Genomic DNA, 12,391 nt, shown 5'->3' with positions numbered 1-12,391 from the left:
TATCTGGATTGTGGTGATTCACGCCAACGCGACAGATGCCAGACAGATAATCATGATCATCGCCAGCGCGCCCGAGGCGGTCAACAGCGCCCATTTCAGCTCCACACTCATGCAAACCTCCTTTCTGCCAATCAGTGCCGGATCACAATAGATAAGACTATGTTAAGCCATAGTTAATCCGATAACCGTGAGCTGCGTATACATTTCAGATGAGCCCAACCCAGGGAAGGTGAGCATGTTCTATCTGTGTAGCATTGGTTCCAATCTTGACCCGCATACCCATGTCAGCCATGCGCTGGCCGAGCTGCTTGCGAACGTCGGCCCCCTGCGGCTGAGTTCGGTGATCCGCACCAAGCCGGTGGGAATGCACTCCAGCCACGACTTTCTCAACTGCCTGCTGGTGGTGGAGAGCCCGCTCGATGCCGCCCGCCTCAAGCAGCACTTTGTCGCCCTCGAGGTAGCTCACGGCCGGGATCGCAGCGATCCGCTCTGCAAGGTGCACGATCGGCCGCTCGACATCGATATTCTGGCCAGCAACAGGAGCGGTGACTTTGCCTCGGCAGAGGTCGATTCCTATCTGGCGGAGCTGCTGGCCGAGCTCTATGGCCATGGCGAGGTACATGCCCCCAAGGTGGCGCTGCAAGTGACGCTCCCCGCCCCGTCGAGCAAGCTCAAACCCGGCAAGGGCTTGCTGACCCGGCAGGTCGGGCTGGAGCCACTGGTGCTCGGCAACCCCTCAGAGGGTGGCCAGCGCACGCCCGCCATCTACCTTGATGCTGGCACCCGTCATATAACTGTTCCCCATCAGTAACTGCACCGCCTGCCAGATGGGCTCAAGTCCCCCCTCCCGCGCCAGCGGTGTTTTCGCCAACACCTGCTGGCGCCACGCCTCGTCATGCTCGTCGAGAAACAGAATGGGGCCCGGCTCTATAGTGTTGACCCGAACCGCTGGCGCCAGCTCCCGAGCAAAGCTCATGGCCAGCGAATGAGCTCCCGCCTTGGTGGCCACATAGCTGGCAAAACGGGGGGCAGGGGCATGGATATAGATATCGGTGATGTGAATGATGCTGGCGTTGGGATTGCTGGCCAGCCGGGGGGCCAGCGCCCGGTTTAGCTGGAAGGGGGCCGCCATGTGTACCCGGTAGAACTGCTCGAACTGGGCCAGTTGCGCCGCCGGATCAGTTGCCTGCGGCTCGAAGGCCGAAGCGTTGTGGATCACCAGCGCCAGATCCTGATGGGCAGCCAGCACATCGATCAGCTTGCCAACGTCCTCTTCCCGGCCAAAATCCGCCTGCACCAGCTCGACCCCCAATGCAGCCAGAGTGGCCAGCTCCGGCCTCTCGCTGCGATAGCTGCCCGTCACCTGCCAGCCCGCTGCCATCAGCTGTTCACAGAGATAAAATCCGAGTCGACGGCCGCAGCCCGTAACCAATGCACGCATACGATCTCCTTTCCCTTTCATGGTCTTGCATGAACGAAGCCCGCCTGCCAGCGGATCACCGCCGATGGCTTGTGCCTATCAATCCCTGCGGCACAAGCCATTGGTCGCGGGCCACCCGCCCGCGTCATAGTGGCGGCATCCCCCTCTTGCGGAGTCACCACCATGCTGAAAGTACACCACCACATGGGTCGCCTGACCCACTCCCTCACTGCCGGACTCGGCCTGGCCGAGGCGCTGGATCGCCTGCATCAATCGGGTCTTGGCGGCCTGCCGGTGCTGGATGAGCAGAAACGGCTGATCGGCTTTCTTTCCGAACAAGACTGCATCCCCAGCCTGCTCACCGGCAGCTACCACTGCGATACCCGCATCCGGGTGGAGGATCTGATGAACCGCTCGCCCCTCTCGGTCGGGCCGGATGAGAGCATTCTGGAGCTGGCTCGCCAGATGGCCGATGCCAAGCCCAAGATCTACCCGGTGCTGCAACAGGGCAAGGTGATCGGCATCATCAGCCGCCGTCAGGTGATGCAGGCCCTCAACCAGCAGATGAAGGTGTGCCAGCAGACCTAGATCTGGTAACGCCCCTTGTCACCGATATCGAAGTGCAGGGGCATTCGCCACTTGGCCAGCGCCAGCAAGGTCAACAGGGCACCGCAGACCAGTGCCACCAGTGCGGCGGCCCACTCCACCCGCAACCACTCCAGCAGCCATAACGCCGGCAGCAATACGGGCACCAGCTTGATGCCGGGAATGGCGAAGCAAAACTGCTCCTTGAACGCCAGCCCGGAGAGGGTCGCCAACGCCGCCCCCAGCACCAGCGCATCCGGTGCCCCTACCGCAGCCAGGGCCAGCGCGCCCCAACCAAATCCCTGCAGAATCAGGCGAATCCGCTTGTCGTAGATATGCAGCGAGAAGCCGCAGATTGCGCTTGCCACTGCAAGTGACATCAACCATTGTGCCGACGGAAGCAGTGCCATCCCGCTCAGCAGCGCCGCACCGCGGCAAAGCAGCAACAGGGCAGCAGCACTCAAGCCAAGGCGGTAGAGCGAGACGGTCAACTTGTCGATCCCGTCCAGCGGGCTCTCGATTTCAGGATTTGCCATAAACAGTCGCTTCTAACGGATCAGGTGCCATCCAATATACTGGAATCAGGTCTTGGAATATCTTCAAACGGGCTCAGGAGACGTAGTTTGCGTGTGATCCCCCTGTTTTGGTTGCTGTTTCCACTCGGATTGCCCGCCAAAGAGCTGGTGATCTGCGGCACCATGGAGCCCCCGCTCAAGTATCTCGATGCCGATCAGAAACCCCGCGGACTCGATATAGACATAGTCACCGCCATCTTCGACAAGCTGGAGACGCCCTTTCGGATCGAGCTGGCCGACTCCGGCGCCCGCCTCACCCGCAATGCCGAAACCGGCGCCTGCGATCTGGTCATGACCCACTCCTACAAGGCGGAGCGGGAGAGTTATCTCATCTATCCCCAACAGGCCCATCTTCGCCACAGCTGGCACTTCTTCGTGCGCAAGGCGGACCTGATGAAGATCCGCTACGAAACGCTGGCCGATCTCAAACCTTGGCGCATCGGCGTGACCAAGGATTTCTCCTACACCCCTGAACTGGCAGCGGCCATGACCGACCCGGCCTATCAGTTTCAGGAGATCACTATGAACCAGCTGCAACTGCGCAAACTGCTGGCCGGACGGATCGATACCGTACCCATGCCGCTGGTCACCGCCTTCACCCAGATCAAGGAAGAGGGGCTGACGGGAAAGATCGATTACCTGCCCAAACCGCTCAAGAGCAGTCCCTACTTCAACACCTGGGCCCGCGCACGGGCGGATGCACAGACCCCAGCCCTGATGGCCGCCTACGATGCCGAACTGCTGCGCATGAAGCGCAACGGCAGCCTCAAGGCCCTCTACGACAAGTACGCCATCCCCTATATCGAACCCTGATCAAGGGGTCAGGGTTTCGCACGGGAGATGGATCTCTACGCCCTACCCCTTATACAACCCACCTCAAGGCTTCACATCCCGCAGGATAGGGTTTTGCAGCGAGATCAGGGTTTCAGTGGACTGGATCTCGTCGATGGTCTGGATCTTGTTGATCAGCACTATCTGCAGCTCGTCGATGGAGCGGGTCATCACCTTCATGAAGATGCTGTAGTGGCCGGTGGTGTAGTAAGCCTCCACCACCTCGTCCAGCGCCTGCAGCTTGGCCAGTGCCGAGGGATAATCCTTGGCACTCTTCAGATTGATCCCGATAAAGCAGCAGACGTCGTAACCCAGCTTCTTGGGGTTAACCTGCACCCGTGTCCCCTCGATGATCCCCGCCTGTTTCATCTTCTCCACCCGCACATGGATGGTGCCCGGGCTGACCGCCAGTTGTTTCGCAAGTTCGGCGTAAGGGATTCGCGCATTTTCCATCAGAGCGGTGAGGATGGCCTGATCGAGATTATCGATCCGGTAATTTTCCGGCATTTTTTTGCACTCCCGTTGACGATACCTCATTAAATAACGGCTTATTTTGAAGAAAAAAATACATAAAGCCTATTTCTATTATCGAATATTGAATTTGGTTGGCACTCCGTTGAAGAATCACCACATCCAACGGGGTTTGAAACAGGAATTCAGCATGAAACAGCACTACATTCGCAGCCAACAGCAGATCAGCTTCGTCAAAGAGATGTTCTCCCGCCAACTCGCCCAGCAACTGGGTCTGATGGAGGTGCAAGCCCCCATTCTGAGCCGGGTCGGTGATGGCACTCAGGACAACCTCTCTGGCCATGAGAATGCAGTGCAGGTCAAAGTGAAAACCCTGCCGGAGCACAGCTACGAAGTGGTTCATTCACTGGCCAAATGGAAGCGCCAGACTCTCGGTCGCTTCGGCTTCGGCCCGGGCGAAGGGATCTACACCCACATGAAGGCGCTGCGTCCGGATGAAGACAAGCTCACCCCCATCCACTCGGTCTACGTGGATCAGTGGGACTGGGAGAAGGTGATGCCGAGCGAGCGCCGCGATCTGGCCTATCTGCAGGAAACCGTGCGCGGCATCTGGGCCGCCATCAAGGCCACCGAGCGCGCAGTCTGCGCCGAACATGAGCTGACCCCCTTCCTGCCAGCCGAGATCCAGTTCCTGCACAGCGAAGAGCTGCTGGCCCGTTACCCGGACCTCGATGCCAAGGGGCGCGAGCGTGCCATCGCCAAAGAGCTGGGGGCCGTGTTCCTGATCGGCATCGGCGGTGCCCTCTCCCACGGCGAGCGTCACGATGTCCGCGCCCCGGACTACGACGACTGGAGCAGCCACAGCGAGCTGGGTCTGGCGGGTCTGAACGGTGACATTCTGGTGTGGAACCCGGTACTGCAAGACAGCTTCGAGATCTCCTCCATGGGGATCCGGGTCGATGCCGAGGCGCTGCGCCGCCAGCTGGCCATCACCGGCGATGAAGATCGCCTGCAGTACGACTGGCATCAGGATTTGCTGGCCGCACGGATGCCGCAAACCATCGGCGGCGGCATCGGCCAATCCCGTCTGGCCATGCTGTTGCTGCAAAAGGAGCATATCGGTCAGGTGCAGGTCGGTGTCTGGCCGGCCGAGATGAAAGCCGCCGTGCAAGGCATGCTGTAACGAATGAAGGCCATGCCGGCGTCATCGCGCGGGCATGGCAACAGGCAGGTGGCCGTCGGGGTTGAGCGAGCGCATCCCCGGCAGGCTGTAAGAAGCGAGGCCAGCAGTGGCCGCGCTTCGCAATCGGGGGCTTGCCCCTGCGACCCGCTCAACCCACGTCAGGTCGCTTCACTACATTCCTCCCGGCAATCTTCGGATTGCCGTTTTTTTGCGCCCGAATCCCCGCCACCAGATATGACAACGCCAGCCCGAGGGCTGGCGTTGCAAACATCGATACAGAATCGGTTACTGGGTCATGGTCAGGCCATTGCTGTCGGCCCCCAGCAGCAGTTTTTTGCCCGGAACGATGCGACCGGAGAGCAGGGCCTGCGCCAGCGGGTTCTCCACCTTCTGCTGGATTGCCCGCTTGAGGGGTCGCGCCCCGTAGACGGGGTCGAACCCGGCATGCACCAGCTTCTCGAGCAGCGCTTCGCTCACCTCCACCTCGTAACCCTGAGCCTCGAGACGGCCCATCAGGCTCTTGAGCTGGATCCGGGCGATGGACTTGATGTGCTCCTCGCCGAGGGGGTGGAACACCACTGTCTCGTCGATCCGGTTGATAAACTCCGGCCGGAAACTGCGGGTCAGCACATCCATCAGCATGGCCTTCATCTCGTCGTAATCCTTCTCGGAGTGGTGCTCCTGAATGAGATCCGACCCGAGGTTGGAGGTCATGATCACCACCGAGTTGCGGAAATCGACGGTCCGACCCTGACCATCGGTCAGGCGGCCATCATCAAGCACCTGCAACAGGATGTTGAACACATCCGGATGCGCCTTCTCCACCTCGTCCAGCAGGATCACCGAGTAGGGACGACGGCGCACAGCCTCGGTCAGATAACCACCCTCTTCATAACCCACGTATCCGGGAGGCGCCCCCACCAGACGGGCCACGCTGTGTTTCTCCATGAACTCGGACATATCGATCCGCACCATGGCATCCTGGGTATCGAACAGGAACTCCGCCAGCGCCTTGCACAGCTCGGTCTTGCCCACCCCGGTGGGCCCCAGGAACAGGAAGGAGCCGATGGGGCGGTTAGGGTCGGAGAGACCAGCACGGGAGCGACGAATGGCGTTGGAGACCGCATCGACCGCCTCCTCCTGACCAATCACCCGGCTGTGCAGCTGATCTTCCATCCGCAGCAGCTTGTCGCGCTCCCCTTCCAGCATGCGGGCGACCGGAATACCGGTCCAGCGGGCCAGCACGTCTGCAATCTCCACGTCGGTGACCCGGTTGCGCAGCAGACTGGTCTCCTGCATCTCGGCCTGAGTGGCGAGATCCAGCTGTTTCTCCAGCTCCGGAATGCGGCCGTACTGCAGCTCGGACATCCGGCCCAGGTCGCCTGCGCGGCGTGCCACGTCGAGATCCTGACGGGCCTGTTCCAGCGCAGCCTTGATATGCTGGGTGCCGGCGAGGGCGGCTTTCTCGGCCTTCCATACCTCGTCCAGCTCGTTGTATTCCCGATCTTTTTCGCCAATCTCCTGATTGATCAGCTCCAGACGCTTGCGGCTGGCGTCGTCGTCCTCCTTCATCAGCGCCTGCTGCTCCAGCTTGAGCTGGATGATGCGCCGCTCGAGACGATCGAGCGCCTCGGGCTTGGAGTCGATCTGCAACCGGATGCTGGCTGCAGCCTCGTCGATAAGGTCGATGGCCTTGTCCGGCAGCTGGCGATCCGCAATGTAGCGGTGCGACAACTGGGCCGCCGCCACGATGGCCGGGTCGGTGATCTGCACATGGTGGTGCAGCTCGTAACGCTCTTTCAAGCCACGCAGGATGGCGATGGTGTCCTCCACGCTCGGCTCTTCCACCAGCACCTTCTGGAAACGGCGCTCCAGCGCGGCATCTTTCTCGATGTACTGACGGTACTCATCCAGAGTAGTGGCACCGACGCAGTGCAGGTCGCCACGGGCCAGCGCTGGTTTCAACATGTTGCCCGCATCCATGGCCCCCTCGCCCTTGCCGGCGCCGACCATGGTGTGCAGCTCGTCGATAAAGAGGATGACGTTGCCCTCCTCCTTGGCGAGATCGGTCAGTACGGCCTTGAGCCGCTCTTCAAACTCACCGCGATACTTGGCACCGGCCACCAGCGCCCCCATGTCCAGCGACAGCACCCGCTTGTTCTTCAGCCCTTCCGGCACTTCGCCGTTGATGATGCGCTGGGCCAGCCCCTCCACGATAGCGGTCTTGCCGACACCGGGGGCACCGATCAGCACGGGGTTGTTCTTGGTGCGGCGTTGCAGCACCTGAATGGTACGGCGGATCTCGTCATCACGGCCGATCACCGGGTCGAGCTTGCCGATTTCGGCCCGCTCGGTCAGATCGATGGTGTACTTCTCCAGCGCCTGACGGTTCTCCTCGGCGTTGGCATCCTCAACCTTCTTGCCGCCACGCACCTTGTCGATGGCCGCTTCGAGTTTTTCTTTGGTCAGCCCCTGGGCGCGCAGCAGCTCGCCCAGCGTGCCCTTCTCGTCGAGGGCCGCCAGCACGAACAGTTCGGAGGAGATGAACTGATCCTTGCGCTGCTGGGCCAGTTTGTCGCAGACGTTGAGCAGGCGGCCGAGGCCGTTGGAGAGCTGCACGTCCCCTTCCACACCGCTGACGCGCGGCAGGCGATCCAGCTCCTCACCGAGACGGGAGCGTAGGGCGTTGATATCCATCCCGGTCAGGGTGAGCAATGGACGGATAGAGCCGCCATCCTGATTGACCAACGCGGTCATCAGGTGAACGGGTTCGATGAATTGGTGGTCACGACCCAGCGCAAGAGACTGGGCATCGGAAATAGCAATCTGGAATTTGCTGGTCAGGCGATCGAGGCGCATTGCACTCCCCCTTCAAACAGGCAGACGCCGCTTGCGCGGCAAACAACATAACTTTCTGAGATGAAAGATGAGGCCCGTACGGGCTATTTCAAGGGTTGTGACTGGTTATTTTTTCTGCAAGACGGGATAAGAACAGGATCACCGCCTCTCTCATACGGATCTGTTCTTGAGAGAGACGGGGTATTAGTTGGCGGGTGATTGCTTAGCGGGCCAACCAGATGAGGGAGGCCATACGGCCGGACTGACCGTCACGACGATAGGAGTAAAACTGCTCGCTATCGCTGAAGGTGCAATATTCGCCGCCATAGACGGCGGTAACGCCAGCGCGGGCGAGGCGCAGCCGGGCCAGCTGGTAGATATCCGCCAACCATTTGCCGTCGTTGGACGAAGGGACGAATGCCGCTTCTGCTTCAGCCTGCTCAGCCATAAAGGCCTCGCGCACCTCGCCACCCACTTCAAATGCTGTGGGGCCGATGGCCGGGCCCAGCCAGGCCAGGATCTCGCCCGGCTCACAGCCCATGGCTGCGATGCTTGCCTCCAGCACACCCTCTTTCAGTCCACGCCAGCCTGCGTGGGCCGCTGCGACCACGGTACCGGCCCGATCGCAGAACAGCACCGGCAGACAGTCAGCAGTCATCACGATGCAGGCCAGCTCCGCCTCATGGGCGCAAGCTGCGTCGGCATCCGGCGCCAGCTCATAATGGCTGCTGACCGGATGAACCACGGTGCCATGCACCTGATTAAGCCAGTTAAGGGGCCCCGGGATGGCGGCCGCCTGCTGCAAGCGGGCGCGATTGGCCTCGACTCGCGCCGGTTCGTCACCCACGTGGGCGCCCAGATTGAGACCGGCAAAGACCCCTTCACTGACGCCGCCATCCCGGGTGGTTGACAACGCCCTGACACACGCCGGGGCTGGCCAGTCGGGTTCGATCCATTTCATCTGTGACTCCTTCAATTCACCGATATAAAAACGGGGCTCCTGCAAGGGAACCCCGTTTGGCATCTGTTCGGGCCGGATGACGCCAGAAACCGACGCAGCAGGCCCTATCGCATCAGTTCCAGACTAAATCATCCGGATTGGCGAGCGTATCCGCGCGCAGCACTTCCATCAGCTCCACCATGTCTTGCGGTGTAGCTGAGTGCCACTGCATCACTTCCCCCGTGATGGGATGAGCCAGTTGCAGCATGGTGGCATGCAGCGCCTGACGGTTGAAGTTACGCAGTGCCTGGGTCAGCTCGGGGGTCGCGTTGCGCAGCGGGCGCAGACGGCCACCGTAAGCGGGATCACCCACCAGCGGGTGTTTGATGTGCGCCATGTGGACACGGATCTGGTGGGTACGACCGGTTTCCAGACGCAGACGCAGACGGGTGTGGCCACGGAACTTCTCGTGCACCCGGTAGTGGGTCACGGAGGGACGGCCATTGGGCACCACGGCCATGTGGGTACGCTGGGTCGGGTGACGGCCGATGGGCGCATCAACGGTACCCCCTGCGGTCATGTGACCGATGGCGATCGCTTCGTACTCACGGGTGATCTGGCGCGCCTGCAACGCTTCCACCAGATGGGTCTGGGCGGGTACGGTTTTGGCAACCACCATCAAACCTGTGGTGTCTTTATCCAGACGGTGCACGATACCGGCGCGGGGTACCTCGGCAATGCCGGGGTAGCGGTGCAGCAGGGCGTTGAGGATGGTGCCATCCGGCGTACCTGCGCCCGGGTGAACCACCAGACCAGCCGGTTTGTCGATCACCAGAATGTGTTCATCTTCATAAACAATGTTGAGCTCGATATCCTGGGCATCCCAGCGAGTATCATCTTCCAGCTCGACATTCACATGCACCTGCTGCCCGGCCAGAATCTTCTCGCGCGGGGTGTTGGCAACCTGACCGTCCAGGGTCACTCTGTCCTGTAAAATCCACTCCTTGATGCGGGTGCGGGAGTAGTCTGGAAACAATTCGGCCAGGGCCTGGTCGAGTCGCTGCCCGAATTGGTGATCCTGGAATTCGCCTGTCAGTTCAATATGCTGGCTCATGTATGGTCTCTTGAGCGGGGGGTATCAATTCGAAATAATCCGGGTATTCTAGCTTTTCTTTTAGCCAAGCATAACGGATACTTTGCCAATTTCGTGGAAATGGACCGGATGTTGTTGATGGGAAAGAAGTCTCACCTGCTGATGTCGCTCGCCTTGGTCGCTACCTTGATCACAGGCTGTTCCAGCACCAAACCCAAGGTACCCGACGAACCGCCGGAGACCCTGTACCAGAAAGCACGCCTCAAACTGGACGTTGGCAATTACGTGCAAGCCACTGAATTGCTGGAGGCTTTGGACTCTCGCTACCCGTTCGGTGCCTACTCCAACCAGGTGCAGCTTGACCTCATCTATGCCTACTACAAGCAGGATGATACCGCTCAGGCGATCGCCAATATCGACCGTTTTATCCGCCTCAATCCGGCGCATAAAAATATCGATTACGTCTTCTATATGCGCGGCCTGACCAACATGGCGGCGGATTACAATTTCTTCCAGAGCCTGTTCGGTATCGATCGGGACGACAAAGACCCTGCTTATGCCCGTCAGGCATTCCAGGACTTCAAGACCCTGTTGCAGAACTACCCCAACAGCGTCTATGCCGCCGATGCCCGCGCTCGCATGATTGGCCTAAAGAATCGTCTGGCCCGATATGACCTGAGCGTGGCCGAGTATTACGTGAAGCGTGATGCACTGGTCGCGGCCGCCAACCGGGCCAAGCTGATTGTCGAAACCTACCCCGACACAGCCGAAACCGAGAAGGCATTGGAGATCATGGTCGAGTCTTACGACTCTCTGAAGATGCCGCAGCTGGCCAAGCATGCCCGCGAAGTGCTGGCCAAGAACTACCCGGAGAACCGCCTCGGCCGTGGCTGAGTGATACGGATAAACCGGTAACAAAAAACCGATGCCTTGGCATCGGTTTTTTTATCGCTGCAATTTACCCTCAACTGTTACCCGCAGATAGCTCTGTAGATCTAGTTCAGCGTGACGGCGCCCTCCCTGCACCGTCATAGCAGGGCGTTACTTCGCGACATTACCCGCCACGTTCAGGGCATCCCAGGTGCGGGAGAAGGGCGGCGCATAGGCAAAGTCCAGCATGCCGAGCTGCTCGGTGGTCACTCCCATGGTGATGGCCACCGCCAGCGCGTCGATGCGGTGTACCGCCCCCTTGCGACCGAGGATCTGGCCACCCAGCAGCCGCTTGCTGCCCGCCTCATAGACCAGCTTGACGTGAATGTCGGACTGGCCCGGGCAGTAGTTGGTATGGCACTTGTCCTTGATCACCACGGTGCGATAGTCGATCCCCATCGCCTTGGCTTCCTGCTCGGAGAGGCCGGTACGGCCCGCTTCCAGCCCCAGCACCTTGAGCGCCGCAGAACCGAGGGTACCCGGGAACTCCTGCTCGGCCCCCGCCAGGTTCTCACCCACCATGCGCCCCAGCTTGTTGGCGATGGTGGCGAGCGGCACATAGACCTGCTGCTGCTTCACGCTGTGCCAGACGCTGGCACAGTCACCGGCTGACCAGACGTTGGCCAGCGAGCTGCGCCCCTGACGATCCACCTTGATGGCACCGTTGCCGAGCCGCTCGATGCCGGTGTCGGCCAGAAACTCGGTGTTGGGCTTGACCCCGGTGCAGACCACCACGATATCGGCCTCATACTCGCCCTGGCTGGTACGCACGCCGGTCACCCGACCATCCCCCAGCAGTGCTTCAACTCGCTCACCCAGATGAAGAGAGACTCCCTGCTCGCGCAGTTCGGTTTCGATGTGCTGGGTGATCTCGCCATCAAAGGCGTCGGGGATGACCCGCTCCGCCAACTCGATCAGGCGCACCTCTTTACCCTGATGGACCAGCGCCTCGACCACCTCCAGCCCGATAAAGCCGGAGCCAATCACCACAGCGTGGCGATTTTTCTTGTCTTGAACCGCAGCTTTGAGCGCAAGCCCGTCGGCCATCCGGCGCAGACCGAATACCCCTTGCTGCAGCAAACCGGGGATGGGGGGCATCACTTCGCGGGCACCGGTGGCAATCATCAGCCGATCGTAGCGGTCGGTGAAGGTGTCGCCGTTGTGCTCCACTACCAGAGTCTGGGCCGCCGCGTCGACGCTCAGCACCCGATGGCCAATCTTGACCTCGATCCCCTTGGCGGCGAACTGCTCCGGGGTGAACTCGGCCATGTAGCCGGGCTCCTGAAACTCGTCGCCGACGAAATAAGGCAGGCCGCAAGCACCGAAAGAGATCACCTCGGAGGCCTCATACACCACGATGTCGGCATCTTTGGCCAGACGGCGCGCCTTGGCCGCCGCACTCATACCGGCGGCTTCACCACCGATGATCAGAATTCTCATAGTTTTTCCTCTCAATGGCGCAGGGAGGGCATGCCCTCCCTGCGGTCTATGACGGGAAAGAGTCACCCCTTTCCACGAGCAGATC

13 protein-coding genes are annotated in these 12,391 nt (G+C 60.6%); 5 read left to right on the top strand and 8 right to left on the bottom strand.

What is annotated here, in order from left to right; genetic code table 11:
* Positions 1-18: 18 nt before the first annotated feature.
* On the bottom strand, positions 19-111 hold the full coding sequence (locus AB5Z05_RS20240) for a YnhF family membrane protein (RefSeq protein ID WP_005339800.1): 93 nt from the start codon (positions 109-111) through the stop codon (positions 19-21).
* A 124-nt stretch (positions 112-235) separates the two neighbouring features.
* Here AB5Z05_RS20240 and AB5Z05_RS20235 point away from each other — a divergent pair, with 124 nt between their 5' ends.
* Complete coding sequence (locus tag AB5Z05_RS20235) at positions 236-811, top strand: 2-amino-4-hydroxy-6-hydroxymethyldihydropteridine diphosphokinase (protein WP_368152874.1); 576 nt, start codon at positions 236-238, stop codon at positions 809-811.
* Here AB5Z05_RS20235 and AB5Z05_RS20230 read toward each other — a convergent pair.
* Positions 737-1,441 (bottom strand): SDR family oxidoreductase, encoded by a 705-nt coding sequence (locus tag AB5Z05_RS20230; RefSeq protein WP_368152873.1) that lies wholly within the window; start codon positions 1,439-1,441, stop codon positions 737-739. The two genes, AB5Z05_RS20235 and AB5Z05_RS20230, sit on opposite strands and share 75 nt — an antisense overlap.
* Before the next feature lie 162 nt (positions 1,442-1,603).
* On the opposite strand from AB5Z05_RS20230, the gene AB5Z05_RS20225 reads away from it, so the two are divergent.
* Positions 1,604-2,008, top strand: a complete 405-nt coding sequence (locus AB5Z05_RS20225) for a CBS domain-containing protein (protein ID WP_128834737.1) — start codon at positions 1,604-1,606, stop codon at positions 2,006-2,008.
* On the opposite strand, the gene AB5Z05_RS20220 is transcribed toward AB5Z05_RS20225, so the two are convergent.
* Entirely contained in the window at positions 2,005-2,541 is a 537-nt protein-coding gene (locus AB5Z05_RS20220) for a DUF2301 domain-containing membrane protein (protein ID WP_005357578.1), read from the bottom strand. The genes AB5Z05_RS20225 and AB5Z05_RS20220 overlap by 4 nt on opposite strands.
* Positions 2,542-2,628: 87 nt before the next feature.
* Here AB5Z05_RS20220 and AB5Z05_RS20215 point away from each other — a divergent pair, with 87 nt between their 5' ends.
* A complete protein-coding gene (locus AB5Z05_RS20215) occupies positions 2,629-3,393 on the top strand; it encodes an ABC transporter substrate-binding protein (RefSeq protein WP_236288076.1) in 765 nt (254 codons plus the stop codon).
* Between the two features lie 63 nt (positions 3,394-3,456).
* On the opposite strand, the gene asnC is transcribed toward AB5Z05_RS20215, so the two are convergent.
* The gene (gene asnC / locus AB5Z05_RS20210; RefSeq protein WP_005339783.1) at positions 3,457-3,918 is read right to left on the bottom strand and encodes a transcriptional regulator AsnC; all 462 of its coding nucleotides are present in this window, start codon (positions 3,916-3,918) and stop codon (positions 3,457-3,459) included.
* A gap of 154 nt (positions 3,919-4,072) precedes the next feature.
* On the opposite strand from asnC, the gene asnA reads away from it, so the two are divergent.
* Entirely contained in the window at positions 4,073-5,065 is a 993-nt protein-coding gene (gene asnA / locus AB5Z05_RS20205) for an aspartate--ammonia ligase (RefSeq protein WP_021231465.1), read from the top strand.
* A gap of 285 nt (positions 5,066-5,350) precedes the next feature.
* Here asnA and clpB read toward each other — a convergent pair whose 3' ends face one another.
* The 3 genes from clpB to rluD form a co-directional block, all read right to left on the bottom strand.
* A complete protein-coding gene (gene clpB / locus AB5Z05_RS20200; protein WP_335839916.1) occupies positions 5,351-7,924 on the bottom strand; it encodes an ATP-dependent chaperone ClpB in 2,574 nt (857 codons plus the stop codon).
* Positions 7,925-8,126: 202 nt separating this feature from the next.
* Positions 8,127-8,864, bottom strand: coding sequence for a peptidoglycan editing factor PgeF (pgeF, locus tag AB5Z05_RS20195; RefSeq protein ID WP_368152872.1), 738 nt, complete (start codon positions 8,862-8,864; stop codon positions 8,127-8,129).
* Between the two features lie 112 nt (positions 8,865-8,976).
* Positions 8,977-9,957 carry a 23S rRNA pseudouridine(1911/1915/1917) synthase RluD gene (rluD, locus tag AB5Z05_RS20190; protein WP_005339771.1) on the bottom strand — a complete coding sequence of 327 codons (981 nt, stop codon included), beginning with the start codon at positions 9,955-9,957 and terminating at the stop codon, positions 8,977-8,979.
* A gap of 117 nt (positions 9,958-10,074) precedes the next feature.
* On the opposite strand from rluD, the gene AB5Z05_RS20185 reads away from it, so the two are divergent.
* Positions 10,075-10,830, top strand: coding sequence for an outer membrane protein assembly factor BamD (locus AB5Z05_RS20185; RefSeq protein ID WP_101530913.1), 756 nt, complete (start codon positions 10,075-10,077; stop codon positions 10,828-10,830).
* 147 nt (positions 10,831-10,977) lie between these two features.
* On the opposite strand, the gene AB5Z05_RS20180 is transcribed toward AB5Z05_RS20185, so the two are convergent.
* The gene (locus AB5Z05_RS20180; RefSeq protein ID WP_368152871.1) at positions 10,978-12,306 is read right to left on the bottom strand and encodes a CoA-disulfide reductase; all 1,329 of its coding nucleotides are present in this window, start codon (positions 12,304-12,306) and stop codon (positions 10,978-10,980) included.
* Between the last annotated feature and the right edge of the window lie 85 nt (positions 12,307-12,391).

Origin of the sequence: Aeromonas sp. R2-4, assembly GCF_040908365.1 — a bacterium.
Taxonomy (GTDB): Bacteria; Pseudomonadota; Gammaproteobacteria; order Enterobacterales; family Aeromonadaceae; genus Aeromonas; species Aeromonas veronii.
Note: the sequence above shows the minus strand (reverse complement) of the source record. Positions and strands in the feature narration are given on the sequence as shown.